This window comes from Vibrio sp. 10N.222.54.E6 (assembly GCF_041473955.1).
GTDB classification, from domain to species: domain Bacteria; phylum Pseudomonadota; class Gammaproteobacteria; order Enterobacterales; family Vibrionaceae; genus Vibrio; species Vibrio tasmaniensis_A.
Genome location: NZ_JBFRTD010000034.1, coordinates 26,231 through 43,937 on the forward strand (window position 1 = coordinate 26,231; position 17,707 = coordinate 43,937).

At 43.5% G+C, this 17,707-nt stretch carries 12 protein-coding genes; 5 read left to right on the forward strand and 7 right to left on the reverse strand.

Annotated features, from left to right (window positions below; all coding sequences use genetic code 11):
* Positions 1 to 5 precede the first annotated feature (5 nt).
* The 5 genes from pepN to AB4513_RS19175 form a co-directional block, all read right to left on the reverse strand.
* Positions 6 to 2,612, reverse strand: coding sequence for an aminopeptidase N (gene pepN / locus AB4513_RS19155; RefSeq protein WP_102257891.1), 2,607 nt, complete (start codon positions 2,610 to 2,612; stop codon positions 6 to 8).
* A 218-nt stretch (positions 2,613 to 2,830) separates the two neighbouring features.
* A complete protein-coding gene (locus tag AB4513_RS19160) occupies positions 2,831 to 3,514 on the reverse strand; it encodes a hypothetical protein (protein ID WP_012603881.1) in 684 nt (227 codons plus the stop codon).
* A gap of 285 nt (positions 3,515 to 3,799) precedes the next feature.
* On the reverse strand, positions 3,800 to 5,794 hold the full coding sequence (prc, locus tag AB4513_RS19165) for a carboxy terminal-processing peptidase (protein ID WP_102257892.1): 1,995 nt from the start codon (positions 5,792 to 5,794) through the stop codon (positions 3,800 to 3,802).
* Between the two features lie 17 nt (positions 5,795 to 5,811).
* Positions 5,812 to 6,435 carry an RNA chaperone ProQ gene (gene proQ / locus AB4513_RS19170; protein ID WP_009846654.1) on the reverse strand — a complete coding sequence of 208 codons (624 nt, stop codon included), beginning with the start codon at positions 6,433 to 6,435 and terminating at the stop codon, positions 5,812 to 5,814.
* Positions 6,436 to 6,532: 97 nt separating this feature from the next.
* Positions 6,533 to 7,024, reverse strand: a complete 492-nt coding sequence (locus tag AB4513_RS19175; RefSeq protein ID WP_009846653.1) for a GAF domain-containing protein — start codon at positions 7,022 to 7,024, stop codon at positions 6,533 to 6,535.
* Positions 7,025 to 7,113: 89 nt separating this feature from the next.
* On the opposite strand from AB4513_RS19175, the gene AB4513_RS19180 reads away from it, so the two are divergent.
* The 4 genes from AB4513_RS19180 (at position 7,114) to rsmF (ending at position 14,526) form a co-directional block, all read left to right on the forward strand.
* Positions 7,114 to 8,910, forward strand: coding sequence for an ABC transporter ATP-binding protein (locus AB4513_RS19180; RefSeq protein WP_065678351.1), 1,797 nt, complete (start codon positions 7,114 to 7,116; stop codon positions 8,908 to 8,910).
* A gap of 78 nt (positions 8,911 to 8,988) precedes the next feature.
* On the forward strand, positions 8,989 to 10,290 hold the full coding sequence (locus AB4513_RS19185; RefSeq protein ID WP_102257893.1) for a paraquat-inducible protein A: 1,302 nt from the start codon (positions 8,989 to 8,991) through the stop codon (positions 10,288 to 10,290).
* Entirely contained in the window at positions 10,277 to 12,934 is a 2,658-nt protein-coding gene (locus AB4513_RS19190) for an MlaD family protein (protein ID WP_102257894.1), read from the forward strand. The genes AB4513_RS19185 and AB4513_RS19190 overlap by 14 nt, the downstream gene beginning before the upstream one ends.
* Positions 12,935 to 13,104: 170 nt before the next feature.
* Entirely contained in the window at positions 13,105 to 14,526 is a 1,422-nt protein-coding gene (gene rsmF / locus AB4513_RS19195; protein ID WP_102257895.1) for a 16S rRNA (cytosine(1407)-C(5))-methyltransferase RsmF, read from the forward strand.
* A gap of 307 nt (positions 14,527 to 14,833) precedes the next feature.
* Here rsmF and AB4513_RS19200 read toward each other — a convergent pair whose 3' ends face one another.
* Positions 14,834 to 15,742 (reverse strand): S1 RNA-binding domain-containing protein, encoded by a 909-nt coding sequence (locus AB4513_RS19200; protein WP_009846647.1) that lies wholly within the window; start codon positions 15,740 to 15,742, stop codon positions 14,834 to 14,836.
* A 28-nt stretch (positions 15,743 to 15,770) separates the two neighbouring features.
* Here AB4513_RS19200 and AB4513_RS19205 point away from each other — a divergent pair, with 28 nt between their 5' ends.
* Complete coding sequence (locus AB4513_RS19205; protein ID WP_012603874.1) at positions 15,771 to 17,126, forward strand: hypothetical protein; 1,356 nt, start codon at positions 15,771 to 15,773, stop codon at positions 17,124 to 17,126.
* Positions 17,127 to 17,206: 80 nt separating this feature from the next.
* Here AB4513_RS19205 and AB4513_RS19210 read toward each other — a convergent pair whose 3' ends face one another.
* Positions 17,207 to 17,692 carry a PaaI family thioesterase gene (locus tag AB4513_RS19210; protein WP_017101198.1) on the reverse strand — a complete coding sequence of 162 codons (486 nt, stop codon included), beginning with the start codon at positions 17,690 to 17,692 and terminating at the stop codon, positions 17,207 to 17,209.
* Between the last annotated feature and the right edge of the window lie 15 nt (positions 17,693 to 17,707).

The following is a 17,707-nucleotide window of genomic DNA, read 5'->3' on the forward strand; positions in this document are numbered from 1 at the left end:
CTGACTTAAGCCTCTAGTGCTTTTGCCACTTTCTCGAATAAGTCTTTTGCAAGGTTGTCCATGTTCTTCAGCGTCTCAAGTTCTTTTTTGATTAGAGCTTGGCGTTCATCATCGTACTTACGGAACTTAAGTAGCGGGTCAATCAAACGTGAAGCCACTTGCGGGTTGCTGCTGTTCAGTTCACGTAGGATCTCGCCCGCAAACGCATAACCTTGTCCTGACTTGGCGTGGAATTGAACCGGGTTCATGTTTAAGAACGAACCTACCAAGTTACGAGTACGGTTCGGGTTCTTCAAGCTGAACGCTTGGTGCGACATCGACGCTTTAATCACTTCAAGTGCATTAGAACTTGGGTTTGAACCTTGCAATGCAAACCACTTATCCATGACAAGACCATCGTGTTTCCACTTGTCGCTGTAATCCGCCATCAAGGTTTCACGACATGGTAGTTGCGCACTGTTCGCCGCGCCCATTGCAGCCATTGTATCTGTCATGTTGTTTGCTTGTTGGTACATAGCAACAACCAAGTCATTACCCTTTTCAGTATGCGCTAAGTAACTTAGACAAACTTTACGTAGAGTACGCTTACCAATCGAATCGTGATCGATCGTGTATTCTGTTAGTGCATGGCTGTGATAAACCGCCGCTAACTCGTCTTCAAGTTCTGCAGCTAGTGTTACTTTCATTGAGTTAAGAACAGATGCGACCGCATCAATATCAACGCGCTCATACCAACCCGACACTTCGTTATGGCTCGGTAGAGAAAGCATTTCTGCAATAAACGCAGGTTCTAGTGAATCACTAAGCAGTACCCCGCGGAATGCATCAACAACAGAAGCAGAAAGTTCAAACTTTTGACCTTGTTGAACGTTATCTACGTTGCTACGGATGTATTTCGCTAGCAGCATTTGACCCGCATCCCAACGCGAAAATTCATTGCGAGCATTCACCATCAGGAAGATCAGCTCTTCATCCGAATAGTCGTACTCCAGTTTCACTGGCGCAGAAAATTCACGCAGTAGCGATGGGATCGGTTGCTCTGAAACGTTTTCAAACACGAACGTTTGTACCGCTTCTTTCACATCAAGTACATTGTGAACTGGCTGGCCGTTACATTGTAACCCAATCACTTCACCCGACGCGGTGTATAGCTCGATGTCTAGAGGAATATGCAGAGCTTGCTTTTCCGTTTGCTCATGCGTTGGAGCCGTTACTTGGCGAGTTGTTAACGTGTACTCTTTTTTGTCTGCGTCGTAGTGACTTTCAACAGAAAGCGTCGGCGTACCAGATTGGCTGTACCATAAACGGAACTGAGACAGGTCAACGCCCGACGCATCTTCCATTGCAGCAACGAAATCTTCGCAAGTTGCAGCGGTACCATCGTGACGTTCAAAGTAAAGCTTCATGCCTTTTTGGAAACCTTCCTCACCCAACAATGTGTGGATCATTCGGATCACTTCACTGCCCTTTTCGTATACAGTCAATGTGTAGAAGTTGTTCATTTCTATCACTTTTTCAGGGCGAATTGGGTGAGACATTGGACTTGCATCTTCAGCGAATTGTGGCCCGCGAATAATACGAACATTGTTGATTCGGTTTACTGCGCGAGAACCAAGATCAGATGAGAACTCTTGGTCACGGAATACGGTTAAGCCTTCTTTCAAGCTTAGTTGGAACCAATCGCGACATGTCACTCGGTTACCGGTCCAGTTATGGAAATATTCATGACCGATTACCGCTTCGATGCCTAGGTAGTCGGTGTCGGTTGCTGTTTGGTCGTTCGCTAAAACAAACTTAGAGTTAAATACGTTCAGACCTTTGTTTTCCATCGCGCCCATGTTGAAGAAATCAACAGCTACGATCATGTAGATGTCTAAGTCATACTCAAGATTGAAACGCTCTTCGTCCCACTTCATTGAGTTAATCAAAGAAACCATCGCGTGGTTTGCGCGGTCTAGATTGCCTTTGTCGACAAAGATTTCTAGGTCAACTTTGCGGCCTGATTGTGTGGTGTAAGCGTCACGAAGTACATCAAAGTCACCGGCAACAAGAGCAAACAAGTAAGCAGGTTTTGGATGTGGGTCTTGCCACTTAACCCAGTGACGACCATTTTCAGCATCACCTTCATCTATACGGTTACCATTACTAAGTAAGAATGGATTTTCTGCTTTGTCTGCGATTACCGTTGTGGTGAATTTTGCCAATACATCAGGGCGGTCCATGTAGTAAGTAATACGACGGAAACCTTCAGCTTCACACTGAGTACAGAATGCGCCACCCGACTTATACAAACCTTCAAGTGCACTATTCCCTTCAGGATTTACTTTCGTCACGATCGTGAGTGTGAAATCTTTCGGTAGTCCGCTCAGTGTCAGTTGAGTTTCAGATTGCTCGAATTGCGTCCACTCTTGACCCTCAACTAAAACAGAAACCAACGTCAAACCTTCACCATCAAGTACTAAGGTCGAACTATCTTTCTCTTGCTTAACACTAGACACCGCCGTAATGATGGACGCTGAATCGTACAAATCGAAAGTAAGATCGATTTGAGAAATAGTGTGAGATGGTGATTGATAATCTTTACGATACTTGGCTTGAGGTGTATGTGCCATGACGGGTTCCTTTTGATCGTTATACGTAATTGTATTTTAACTGTATATATCTAAAGGTTGAGCGCCAAGAACACAAGGGGAATATTGAAAAAAGGAGGCATTGTAGTAAAACGCCTCCATGTTTTGCTATTTTATCAACCAAATCAGGAAGGAACGGCTAATAAATGAACTATGATCCATATTATCAACAAGCCTGACTTTGCGCATCCAACTCATCATTATCGAATACGATTGAGTACTGCAAACATGTCGCCTTCTTCACCTTGAAGCGTCAAGACGTCGCTGTTTAATGTGTAACGAGTACCATGCTCGCCATTTTCATACAGAAGCACCAATTGATCGCCTTCTGTGTAATACACCCCTCGACGAACAACTTCACTCCCCACTTCATCGGACACTCTGAACATAAATACAAAGTCAGGTTGAAGCACTAAATCCATTTTTTGAATATTACTCGCGCGCAAGTCGCTTCCGGACAATTCGGCGCTTGACCATATTCCCGCCAATGCATTTGGTAAAGCCTTGGTGAACATAACACCGTTGAGGTTCAACATATTATGGTTACTGCTATAGGCGTAAACTTGAGGTTCAGAGGTGTTTAAACCCAAAATAATGGTATCTTCATTGGCGTTATACAAGCCTTCCCAATGGTCGACACTGTAGTCTTTCTTTTGAATATCAATGGAGAATGAATAATTTGAATCAAGGGTTAGCTTTATCGCTCTAAAATTTTCAGTACCTTGTTCAGGATCTGGGTTCATCAAATACCAATCACCAAGCAGTAAAGGAAGGTCAAAATGAGATAGATTGCTGTCACTTTTTGATTGCTGCTCGCTTGAAGCGACCTCACTCCCAAAAGCAACAAAACTTAAACAAGATAAAAATAGTAGAATCCATTTCATACGCGCCCCCTCGTTTTCTTTAAGCTTAGGCACGTAATGAATAGAAAGCGAAAAAATTTGATCTAAGTCACTAAATTTTAAATGCGAAGTAACTGAATTTTAAATACGAAGTGCTACGCGACATGATCACTCGCAAAAACACCCTTTAAAAATGCGTTATTAAGAATATACTCAAGCATTAATAGACGAGAAATGGCCTCGATTTTTGTCAAATCGCAGATAGAAAAAAAGCGAGCCTAAGCTCGCTTTTTTAAAAATCCCACCTTTAACAAGGCACGTTAGCGTCTATTTTTTTATCATATCCAGCATGATAGCGACAGACTCATCAAGATAAGCATCTGGGACTTCGTAATCTTTAGGGATATCATCCAACGTTTTAAATGCCTCTAACTTAGCGGCTTTTTGACGTTGATTGATACGCTCTAGACGAAGCACATCCCCATCATCACTCTCTTGTTGACGTACTTTTTCGTTCAGAGAAAGGTCGTTATCATCTTTATCAGCCTTATATTTTTCAATATCTTGCGCGATAAAGCCAAACTCCATGTCTGTCGCAATACGAGCTTGGTGTTGAGCGGTTAAAGCAGCAACTTGCTCATCGTTACGCTGTAACACTGAATAGTTAGCTTTCTCTATGCTGTCCCAAGGCAGAGCATTATCTTCAACACTTTCACCAGTATCTGCTGGATCAATTGCCGTTGGGTAAGCAATATCAGGCACTACACCTTTGTTTTGCGTACTTCCGCCATTGATTCGGTAGAATTTCTGGATGGTGTATTGAACGTAGCCTAACTCTTTATCGAACAAATCATAAATATGATTCAAAGAGCGGTGTTGTTGCACCGTTCCTTTACCGAAAGAGTTTTCACCAAGGATGATTGCACGACCATAATCTTGCATCGCTGCTGCAAAGATTTCAGATGCTGAAGCACTGTAGCGATTCACCAATACCGTTAATGGACCTTGGTAACTAATTTCGCCATCAGTATCACTGTTCACTTTTACACGACCGTAGCTATCACGAACTTGAACAACGGGCCCCTCTTTGATAAACAAACCAGAGAGTTCGGTTGCTTCCGTTAGTGCACCACCACCGTTGTTTCGCAGATCAACAATGATACCTTCGACACCTTGCTCTTTAAGTTCGGTGATCAGTTTATCAGTGTCTTTAGAAAGGCCAACATAGAAGCTTGGTACTTCTAGTACGCCAATCTTCTTGCCATCTTTCTCGATAACTTCTGATTTAACAGCGCGGTCTTCTAAGCGAATCTTATCGCGTACAATTGTGACAACGTGACTTTTTGCATCTTTACCATCTGGCAAGATCTGTAGCTTAACTTTAGTCCCTTTCGGTCCTTTAATTAATTGCACTACATCGTCTAAACGCCAGCCGATAACATCAACAATATCTTCGCCATCTTGGCCGACACCAACAATACGGTCACCATCACTCAATTGTTTGCTGTTTGACGCAGGGCCACCAGCAACGAGAGATCGGATAACGGTGTAGTCGTCTGTCATTTGAAGTACAGCACCAATGCCTTCTAGAGATAGATTCATCTCAGACTGGAATTGCTCTGCATTTCTTGGAGAAAGGTAACTGGTATGAGGGTCAACTTCTCGCGCGAATGCGTTCATGTAGATCTGGAAAGCATCTTCGTTGTGCGATTGCGTAATACGCTTCATCGCATTGTTGTAACGCTTTTCCAAAACTTCTTGAATCTCTGGCCACTCTTTACCTGTAAGTTTTAGATTCAACGCGTCGTATTTAACACGCTTCCTCCAAAGCTCATTCACTTCAGCGATATCTTTTGGCCATTCCGCTTCGCTACGATTGAGCTCAATACTTTCATCAGTATCAAACTTAATCTCAGTATCTAGTAAAGACAGCGCATATTGGAAACGTTCAAAACGCTTCTGCATGGACAAATTATAAACATCGAATGCAATTTGGTTATTACCGGCTTTCAGTTGGTCATCAATTTGTTTAGATGAAGTAGCGAAAGAGTCAATATCAGCTTGAGTGAAGATATTACGGTTATAATCCAACATCTCTAAATAACGATTAAAGATAGCTTGGGAGAAATCATCGTTGAGATTGAAGTGTTTATAGTGGGAACGAGTAAATCGAGAAGTAACACGTTTACTAGCAGTTTCGTGTTGAACCTCAGGAGCGAGTAGAGGTAAATCGTCCTGATTTAATTTGGCTTCAAGAGCCTGAGCTGAAGCTGCTAGCAAAAAGCTAGCAGCAATCAGTGTCAATTTTGAACGGCATTTCATGCGTAGGAGTATCTCCTTTAAGCGCGCAAGTGCTCCGCTTTAACAACCATTTGTAGGCCGTTTGCTAACTGAACACGCACATCTTCCTTATTGATTTCAACAATGGTCGCAGCCATGTTTCCCGTACCCATGTTCACATTTACTTCTTTACCAGTGATAAATTCATCGGCGTTCAAAGCGCGTGTTTCTACAGGCTTTTCTACTTTCGGTGCTTTAGGCGCTTGACGACGAGGCTGTTGAGCTTTTTTCGCTTTAGCTTTCGCTTTGCCTTCGTCACGAGCTTTCTGTGCTTGTTCTTTACGACGAGCCTGAACTTTCGCTTTGCTTTCTGCAAGTGTCGCTTTAGCGTGCTCAACGTGCTCTTCTTCTAGTGTGCCACATACGTTGCCGTCTAGGTCAACACGTTCTGCGCCAGCTTTTACGCCGTGCAGGTAACGCCATGATGATGTGTACTGTCTTAACGCTGCACGAAGCTGAGTCTTACTTACTTTTTCGTCTTCATTTAGACGTTCAGCAAGATCTTGAAAAATACCAATTTTAAGTGGTTTCGCTTCACCTTCTAGAGTAAAGCATTTAGGGAAACATTCAGCAACATATGCGATAACTTCTTTGCTGTTTTTTAACTTTTCAGTGTTTTCCATGTGGGTTCCTGGTTTTTGCGGTTTTCCGCGAACATTAAGAAAATATTTTTACGTATTATAGAGAGATGCTTGGGAAAAACCACAGTAAGAGAATAATTTATGCCTTGTTCGCGTGCGAATTAAGCAGCTTTTCCACTTCTGCCATGAAAAATGTTAATCCGTCCTCGTCAATTTGAGAAAAACGGCCAACATTTGGGCTATCGATATCAAGAACGCCCGCAATTTTCCCGTCAATCGAAAATGGTATAACGATTTCTGAGTTACTTGCAGCGTCACAAGCGATGTGTCCTTCGAATTCATGAACATCATGAATGCGCTGAACTGTATTCGTCGCGACCGCAGTTCCACACACACCACGCCCTACCGGAATTCGAACACAAGCTGGTTGACCTTGGAATGGGCCAAGCACAAGTTCGTCTTTTTCCTTAGATTGGTCCTGCTTCATTAAATAGAAGCCTGCCCAATTTAATTCATCCAACTCCATGAATAATAATGAGCTGATATTAGCTAGATTAGCAGTTAGATCGGGTTCTGATTCAATTAATGCAACGGCTTGTTTGGTTAAGCGTTGGTAATGTTCTATTTTCATATTAACTTCCAATTAAATTGAGACTTCCATTATCAAGAGAACGCAGTAAAATGCGGCCATCAAACTAAATAGGACTTATTCTCATTACAATGACCAATTCAGAAGACACTATTAGCCGTTCTTGGTTAATAACTCAAGTAAAAAAACACAAGTCCAAATTACTGTTTGCTAACATTATTGCCATACTTGCAACTCTCATTAGTGTCCCTATCCCGTTGCTCATGCCATTAATGGTTGATGAAGTATTACTTGATAAGCCGGCTTCTGGCTTAGAGATGATGAACCATCTACTTCCAACATCGTTGCAGACACCAACTGGCTATATTGCACTGACTTTGCTGTTAGTCATAATCATGCGTACTGTTAGCCAAGCGTTGAACATTCTACAAGGGCGTCAATTCACGCTTGTCTCAAAAACAATTACCTATCAAATGCGCAGTAAGATGATAGATAAGCTTGGCCGCATTAGTATTAGACAATACGAGACCAAAGGCAGTGGCGGTATTAATGCTCACCTGATAACAGACATAGAGACAATAGATAAGTTCATTGGTTCGACTCTATCTAAGTTCATAATTAGCTTCTTAACCGTTTTCGGTACCGCTATCGTGTTGCTATGGTTAGAGTGGCGTTTAGGACTGTTCATTTTACTGGTCAATCCTGTTGTGATTTATTTCTCCCGTAAACTAGGTAGCAGAGTTAAACACCTTAAAAAGTATGAGAACCAATCTTTCGAGCGCTTTCAAAACCGTTTAGTGGAAACCTTAGACGGTATTTACCAACTGCGTGCGGCAAACAAGGAACGTATCTTTCTCGATGAACTTAAGGTTCAAGCAAACCAAGTGAGAGTCGATGCAGACAAATACGCTTGGCAATCAGAAGCTGCTGGCCGTGTTTCGTTTCTGCTGTTCTTATTAGGTTTCGAGCTTTTCCGTGCCGTCGCGATGCTAATGGTGTTATTCAGTGACTTAACGATTGGTCAGATTTTCGCGGTATTTGGTTACTTGTGGTTTATGTTAGGCCCGGTACAAGAGTTGTTAGGGATTCAATTCTCTTGGTATAGCGCAAAAGCAGCACTTCAGCGCATCAACGACCTTCTTCAGTTAGAAGAAGAGAAGCGCCCTATCAGTAAAGTGAACCCATTTAATGAAGATCAAGAAGTGACAGTCGACATTGAAGACGTTACATTCTCTTACACATTAGAAAACACTGTTTTAAATAGGCTGTCGCTGCACATTCCAGCAGGTAAGAAAGTCGCTTTGGTGGGTGCGAGTGGTGGTGGTAAATCTACGTTAATCCAGTTACTGATTGGTGTTTATCAAGCGGATTCTGGATGCATTCGTTATAACGGCGAAACCACCGACGACATCAGCTTCGATGTAATACGCAGTCAAATTGCCGTTGTTTTACAACAACCTATACTTTTTAACGATACATTAAGGCATAATCTGACGCTTGGTGCTGAATACGATGAAATGTCGTTGTGGCGTGCACTTGAAGTCTCTCAAATGCAAGATGTCATCAAGCAACTGAGTAATGGCTTAGATACACAAATTGGTAGGAATGGCGTTCGACTGTCTGGCGGGCAACGACAACGCTTAGCGATAGCCCGAATGGTGCTGAGCAATCCTAAGTTTGTTATTCTAGATGAAGCGACATCAGCACTCGATACAGCAACAGAGTCAGCACTGCATAAAGCGCTGAGCGAGTTTTTGAAAGATCGCACAACTTTGATAGTGGCTCATCGATTATCAGCGGTGAAACAGGCCGATCTAATCTATGTTTTAGAAGATGGGCAAGTTACACAGACAGGAACACATGGTGAATTGGTTGAACAACAAGGATTATATCAAACACTCTACGGCAGTGTGCAATCGCACGCCTGATGTTTATTGTTCTAGAGATTTAAATCAGTGTTGTTCTAGGCATTTAAATCAGGTTAAAAGTCTGATTAGTGTTTCAACTTGGGAGGTCGCGTGACCTCCCCATCCGTAACCAACTCTTTATCAACTAAGCAGCAGTTATCGACTCGGCACCAGTGCGATAGTAGCTCTGTACGTCTTTGTCAGGGCTGCGAACTTCCCGTTGATAAAATGGACATACCTTTGGGGAAATCCGCTTACTGCCCAAGATGCGGTACTCAGCTTTATAGAGGTGGCACCCCTAGCCTGTCTGGAAACCTTGCAATCGCTATTACCTGCTTATTGCTGTTCATCCCCTCACACTTTTTTGAATTCATCAGTATTCGCCTGATTGGTGTCATGATACCTGCGACGTTACCATCTGGCGTATTTACTTTAATGGGTGAAGGCTTCCCTCTACTTGGCTTGTTGATCTTATTCTGCAGTTCGATCGCCCCGTTACTTGTTTGTACCTCGGTACTCATCACCCATTTATCATTGCGCTTTAAGATTTTCACACCATTTCGTTATGCATTAGCTATCATTCAGACACTTAAGCACTGGATGATGTTGGATGTGTTTCTGGTGAGCGTGGCAATCTCGTGCTTCAAATTACAAGATTACTCAGATATTTTCGTCGGCCCTGGTTTAGTTGGTCTGATTCTACTGCAACTTTTCAGTGTGTTACTGGTAAGCCGAATCAGTGTGCGCCGCTACTGGGAAGCTTGGGCTCAAGAGTCTGACTACTCTTTCGATCAAAGTAAGAACGTACACTGTCATAACTGTCACCTGTCTCAGCCTGATGGGCACACTTGCGTGCGTTGTCACCATGACTTATATCATCGCAAACCCTACTCTGTACAAAAGACATGGGCTCTACTTTTTGCCGCCTCAGTGGCTATCGTGCCGGCCAACGTCATTCCAATTTCTATCGTGATAACAAACGGGCAAAGACTAGAAGACACCATCATCTCCGGTGTCGCTTCGCTAATTAATAGCGACATGTATGGCATCGCAGCAATCATTTTTATTGCCAGTATCGTCGTGCCTGTCGCGAAAATACTTGGTCTAACGTATATCTTAATTTGTATCAAAATGAAGCGTGCGGTTTACCATAGACAACGTATGACCATCTATTTCATTGTGAAATGGGTGGGAAAGTGGTCGGTAATGGATCTGTTCGTTATTTCGATCATGATGACCTTGGTCGACCGTGGACAAATTTTAAACTTTACACCAGGTTATGGTGCAGTCGCTTTTGGCGTCGTGGTTGTTCTCACGATGCTGGCGGCGGAAAGCTTAGATCCTAGGCTAATTTGGGATAACTACACCTCTAAAGATGAGTCAGTGAATGAACAACGATAACCAATCACAAACGTCATATTCACCAGAAGTCAGGAAAAACAAAGGTATTTCCCCTTTGTGGATCCTGCCGATACTAACCGTCGCATTAGCGGGTTGGTTGGTCATGAAATCGATACACGATGCAGGACAACGTGTGCAGATATATTTCTCAGATGCCGCAGGTTTAGTCGCAGGTCGAACGACAATTCGCTACCAAGGCTTAGAGGTGGGTATGGTGCGCGACATTACCTTGTCCAAAGATTTATCGAGCATCTATGTCGATGCTGACATCTACCCAGAAGCGAAAAAGCTACTCTCAAAAGGCACGCGTTTCTGGCTCGTAAAACCAACGGCAAGTTTATCTGGTATCTCAGGGTTAGATGCGCTTGTTTCAGGTAACTATATCGCTATCCATCCTAGCGAAACCAAGCAAGAACCAGAAACCGTTTTCCAAGCCTTAGAATCATCCCCTTCTGACTTATTGGCTTCGGAAGGCCTGAATATTTCATTGACGACCAAAGACCTGGGGGGGGTATCTGTTGGCTCTCAAATCGTTTATCGTAAAATTCCAATTGGTGAAGTTTACAACTACCAGCTAAACGACAACGCAAAATCCGTGACGATTCAAGCGGCGATTAAAGATGAATACAGCCATATCATTACCGACCAAAGCCGTTTTTGGAATGTCAGTGGCTTAGGTGCCAGTATTGGATTTTCTGGTGTCGACGTACGCTTAGAAAGCCTCAGTGCTCTGCTTGGCGGTTCAATTGCGGTCGACTCTCCGGGAGAGGGTCAACCCGTAGAGATGAACACCAAATTCAAACTTTACCCAGATTTGAAAACAGCCGGTCGTGGTATCTCGATCAAGATAGCCGTACCCGACGACAACAAGATCAGTGCAACGGGCGCTCCGATCATGTATCGAGGCATCGAAATCGGTCAAATCACTGACCTATCTTTAAGCGAAGGGCGTGAAAACGTCGTTGCATCGGCTGCAATCCAACCGGCATTCAGTGACTTTTTAAATAGCGGCAGTCAATTCGTTTTAGAGGAAGCTGAACTATCACTTACTGGAATGAAAAATATTGCCAACTTAGTCACGGGGAATTTTCTAACCTTGGTTCCAGGTGAGGGTGAAAAAGCGCGTCGATTTACTGCGATTCGCAAAAATGAGTTCAGTCAGGAACAAGAAAAATCCGTTGCGATTCGCTTAACGTCAAACAATTCATTCGGGTTGGATGTCGGTACACAGTTACTCTACAAAGGCATTGCTGTTGGCTCTATCATCCAAGTGGGTTTAGTCGATGGTGTGGGAACTGGCTCTGATAAGCACGAAGTGTTTATGGATGCGCTTGTCGATAACGAATATGCTCACCTAATCAAAAGCCATAACCGTTTCTTTGTGACAGGCAGTGCGACTGCAGAGCTAACCGAATCAGGCTTGAGTGTTACGGTCCCACCAGCAAAACAACTTCTTACTGGCTCAATAAGCTTTGTTAGCGAAGGTCAGTCGAAAGCACGAACTGACTATCAGCTTTTCCAAAGCAAATCGTTAGCAGAAATCGCCAAGTTTAATCAGTCTGGCTCAAAGACGCTTTCGTTGTTTGCGAGCGAGCTACCTTCAATTTCTAAAGGAAGCCCACTACTCTACCGCAACCTACAAGTGGGTAGCATTTCTGATTTTCAGCTTGTCGATGGTGGCGTGAGAATCAAAGTCACGATCGAAAATCGTTACACACACTTACTCAATGAACATACTGTTTTCTGGAACCGCTCAGGCGTTGAGATTGATGCGTCGCTATCGGGTATCAGTATTAAAGCAGCCCCCGTTAAAACGCTTATTCAAGGCGGTATTGCTTTTGACTCTCTTCCGGGAATAGACAACAAACTCGGTGATGTGTGGAAACTTTATAAAGATTCGAAATCCGCGCGAAAATTTGGTCGTGCGATTACGATTACCTCTTCTGGCGATCAAGAAGTCAGCAAAGGCATGGCGATCAAATATCAAGGCGTCACCGTCGGTGAGGTTACCTTGGTGATTCCTAACTTCAATAAAGGCGGTATTGAAATTACTGCGCGTATTTTACCTGAGTACGTAGACAAGATTGCCGTTGCGAAGAGTCACTTCTGGTTAGCAGAACCTGAAATCGGCCTTAATGGCATCAAAAACGTCTCTGCACTGCTCTCTAAGCACATCAACGTAGACCCGGGCAATGGTGACAGAAATACGAAATTTAAGCTTAGCAAGGGGCCAGTACAGCCTGAAGGCAAGATATTCCAGCTACAAAGCGAAACGCGAGGCTCGATATCTGAAGGCACACCTATCCTATTCCGTGAGCTAGAAATCGGCAGTGTTATTGATGTTCAGTTAGGCGAGTTTGCTGACCGAATCATCTCTACGATTCAAATCGAACCTGACTACGCGTATCTGATCCGCGCAAACACCGTGTTCTGGAACGTATCTGGTGTCGATGTCTCTATCGGTCTCTCTGGCGCAAACATCAAAGCTGGAACGGTAGACAGCTTGTTAAGAGGTGGTATTACATTCTCAACGCCACCGACCAATGAACTTCAGCCAGTGGCAAACGAAGATCAGTCTTTCTATCTCTATCCTAAAGCCGAAGATGAGTGGAAATCATGGAGAACCGCAATTCCTCGCCCATAAAGTGAACCCTCAGAAGCTCCATGCAAATTAATACCGCTTAACAAAGAATAATTCATCATCAAAATGCAGCCATTCGGCTGCATTTTTGTTGTTTGCTATAAATATGGTTTAGGACGGCCTCATTTTGCTTTAAACTCCCCCGCATCAATGCAATAAATCGAGACACTCTTTTGCACGCTAACGTATATATTCCTGAAGAATTCCTAACGCACATCGAATCAATCATGCCTAGTCATCTAGATATAGCTTCTTTTGTCGCGTCATGCCAAAAACCACTTCGTAAAAGTATTCGAGTCAACACATTGAAAATCAGTGTTGAGGACTTCTTAGTACGAGCAAAAGACAAAGGCTGGGAACTGGAACCTGTACCTTGGTGCGAAACGGGGTTTTGGATTACAGCTGATGAAAGTGAAGCGCCACTAGGTAATACGGCAGAACACATGTCTGGCCTTTTCTATATCCAAGAAGCCAGTTCTATGATGCCACCGTCAGCACTTTTCCAAGGTGGGGCTGACTACCAAGCCGTATTAGACACTGCGGCTGCACCCGGTTCTAAAACAACGCAAATCGCGGCGCTAATGAATAATCACGGCGTATTGATTGCCAATGAATACGCAGCAAGCCGTGTGAAAGTCCTTCACGCTAACATCGAACGTTGTGGTGTTCGTAATGCCGCTCTAAGTAACTTTGACGGTCGAGTTTTCGGTGGTTGGTTACCAGAACAGTTTGATGCTGTGTTGCTAGACGCGCCCTGCTCTGGTGAAGGTACGATTCGCAAAGACGCTGATGCGATGAAGAACTGGACGTATCAATCTGTAGTCGATATTGCTGACACTCAAAAAGATCTGATCGAAAGTGCTTTTCATGCTCTCAAACCTAACGGCGTGCTGGTTTACTCAACCTGTACGTTAAGCACGGAAGAGAACCAACAAGTGTGTCACCATCTAAAAGAGACCTTTGGTGATGCGGTAGTGTTCGAATCTCTTGAATCACTATTCGACAATGCTAAAGCAACCACGACAGAAGAAGGCTTTCTACACATTTTTCCACAAGTGTATGATTCAGAAGGTTTCTTCGTTGCACGCATCCGTAAACTAGCGTCTGTGACACCACCAGAAGTGAAAAAACGTCTGGGCAAATTCCCATTTGAAAAAGCGTCAAAGAAAGCTCAACAAGAAGTCGCTGAACATCTGCTGGGCGCACTCGATATCGAACTACCAAGTGATACTCAAGTTTGGATTCGTGACAAAGACGTTTGGCTATTCCCGGAAGCGCTAGAACCTATGATCGGTGAGTTCCGTTTCTCTCGCATGGGCATCAAGATCGCTGAAACACATAAAAAAGGTTACCGCTGGCAGCACCAAGTCGCGACAACGCTCGCAACAGGCAATGAAGCCAACATTGTAGACCTTAGCATTGAAGATGCTCGTGAATGGTTCATGGGACGCGATGTTCGCCCTGAAGACTTGTCAGGCAAAGGTGAAGTACTAGTGAAGTACAATGGTGCGATCATCGGCCTTGGTAAGTGGGTTGGCAACCGAGTGAAGAACGGTTTACCACGCGAACTCGTGCGCGATAAGAACCTATTCTAAATAGCTTTCGGGCTTAACGGCTTAACGAATCGCACAAACAAAAAGCCCAAACAATGTTAATTGTTTGGGCTTTTTCTATTCTACCGGTCATGTAACTCTGTGTGCGAGCGCTTGTAAATCAACGACTAATTATACAAACATCAATTCAAGTCACTATTTCAAATAAGAAAAATCGCACTTTAGGGAATCTAAACTAGACTTCAACCTAATAGTCAAAAGATTGAAACGATTAGCGTAGGCTCTTCGGAGCCCTTTCCCCTAAGCCCAAACAGGAAGGTTTGGGCTTTTTTTTGACCGAAAGGATCGCTTATTTAACTAAGCTGATACCTTCTTTGTCGATAGTGATCTTGCCAGATTTGTACAAACCACCAATTGTCTTCTTGAACGTACCTTTACTGGTTCTGAATGCAGAGAAAATAGCTTCAGGAGAAGACTTATCATTCAAAGGCAGGTAACCGCCCTTCTTCTCAAGAAGATCCAGAACCTTAGTGCTTAGGTCATCCATCTTAGCGACACCAATTTTCTGAAGAGACAAATCAATCTTACCGTCTTCTTCACGAACATTTTTAATGTAGCCTTTTAGTGTCTTACCAATAAACAGCTTACCGATGATGTCTGATGGGAAAATCATACCCCAGTGTTCACCGTTCACGATCGCTTTGTAACCAAGTTGGCTGCGCTCAGCGATAATGAGATCAACTTGTTCATTTTGCTTATAAGTCGCAGGTGTGTTGTCTAACCATTTGTTGAACTTCGTTGTACCAACGATACGGCTCGATGCTTTATCGATATACACATATACTAAGATTGACTGGCCTTCGTTTAAACGGCCGCGCTGCTCGCTGAAAGGAACAAGAAGGTCCTTACCTTTCACGCCCCAGCTCATGAATGCACCAGTGCTGTTAACACCTTCAACCGTCATCAAGCCAAACTGCCCTACTTGAGCTATTGGTTTTTCAGTTGTGGCAGCGATCTGGTTGTCAGAATCAATGTATAAAAAAACATCTAGCTTTTGACCAATTTCAACACCTTCAGGAGTAAATCGTTTCGGCAGCAACACGGTTCCATAGTCGCTCGCGTCAAGGAATACACCGAAGTCTGCTTGTTTTACTACTTCTAGGTTGTTTATTTGACCAATATTAATCATCAAGATTGTCTCTACTTTAAATTTGGCGGTGATTATACGTGATCTCTGATATGCTTTCGCTAGTTTCATTCATATTTTTATATTCTAGGAGACATCGTTGATCACCGTTGATAAACAAGATGCGATAACACTTAAAATTAACCATGCGATGGCGAAGACCAAAAAGCTCGATATGGACGTTTATCTATTCATTCCCGGTGAACTCGGACTGACTCCGGAAGTACTTTCTGAAAGTGCCTTCTTCTACAGTTCAATTACTCAAAAGCGCGCTTACTACAGTGATAAGACACTATTACCATTGGTACACAGCCGCTTGGCAAAACGCGGACGCTTATCGACGACACAGTATCGTGTGAGTTTGAGTTTGTTCGCCTATCAATACGTGATTGCTTTAGATAAAGCCGTGAGCAGCTTGAACAAGACAGATAGTGACGACGTAACGGCTGATGACGTCGATGAAGTCATCGAACTGGCTTTGGATATCCTCAAGAAGCTTCGTCGTAGTATTCCTTATGAAGAAAACCTAAAGCGCTATTATGCCAATATTGATAATTACCTTTCTTGGTACACGGAGCAAAAGTTCTTATCTTTGGTATCACATATGCCACGTGGCAGTGAATACTCGACGATAAAAGAGCGACTCTTGACGCTTTGTGAAAAAGAGACCGCCCATCGAAAACTTAATCGCTATAACTCAGCGAAGGTACGAGAAGACGTAACACGTTTGAGCAACAAGATGCGACTGTTGCGACGTTTGATCGAACACCCTATCGTCCTCAAAGAAAAGACGACATCAATGGGTAAGAACGTGAAGAGAGCAGTTAAAGGCATCGCCACAGGCTTGGTCATGGTGGTAGTTACCACAACCGTTATATTAGCTCGCGACTTTCTAGGAGAGATTACTGCATCTTTCATCGTATCGATGTCATTCATTTACGCTTTGCGTGAAATCTTCAAAGATGATTTAAGAGACATACTGTGGCGCTGGCTGCGTAAAGGCAAACCCAAGTGGAAGCGTCGCTACTTTGATCCAACAACCAATAAATCTGTCGGCCATAAGCTTGAATGGTTGGACTACGCGAATTTTTCTAAGTTAGCAGACCGTATTCAATCAATACGCAAGAAACGTGTTGTTCAACGTGAAGAGCAAATTTTGCACTATCGTTCGCATACAGAAATGTCGACATCGACATTCATGAGTGGTTACGAAGAGACTCGTGAAACGGTATCGATCAGCCTCAGAGCACTGACACGCTTAATGGACAAGGGTTCAAATAACGTATATCGAATGAATGAAGGGCAAGTAAGCCGAGAATCAGTAGAAAAACGCCACCTGCTCAACCTGATCATTAAAGAGAACAATCACGATGATGAGCCTACCTATTACCGCTGGAAAATAGTCATGAACCGTTCAAAAATCGTTGATATCGAGCAAATCACTCAAGAATCATAACGTTGTTAGGATGTGCGGTACGGTATGTGGGTATTCAATTCACATACCGCTCCTCCACTTGTTCAACGACTTCTGTCGAACTATGATCTAGCTGGGACTTTCTTAATCGAAAGTGTTAGCGTGAATTCCGCCATTGGTTCGTCGCCATGCAAAGACGGGCAGGTCGCTATGATGGTCACTGGTTGATTCACACGCTCGCCAGTAGACATGGTTTCTGCCAACATAGTGTTGATCAGCTCACCATCGTTACAAGTGAAGTGTACGTCACCTTCTGGACGCTTCAAGAAATTACCTGTCACCTCTTTAAATGCCAAAGAAATCTTTTCGCCCTGCTGCTGAGATTTACTCATAGCAAGGAAACCACCTGCTACGTCAGCTCCCACAGCTAACACACCAAAATACATGCTATTGAGGTGGTTCTTAGTTCGCCTTTTGAGAGGAATTTTCACTTCAACATGTTGATTATCCAGCGCGAGCAGTTTTGGTCGACATAGCCAGATCAGAGGTACTTTGAAAAAGCCAAACATGCTCAAGTAGAAATTTGCTTTTTGTAGAGGGGTCAGCATTCGGATTACCTAGTC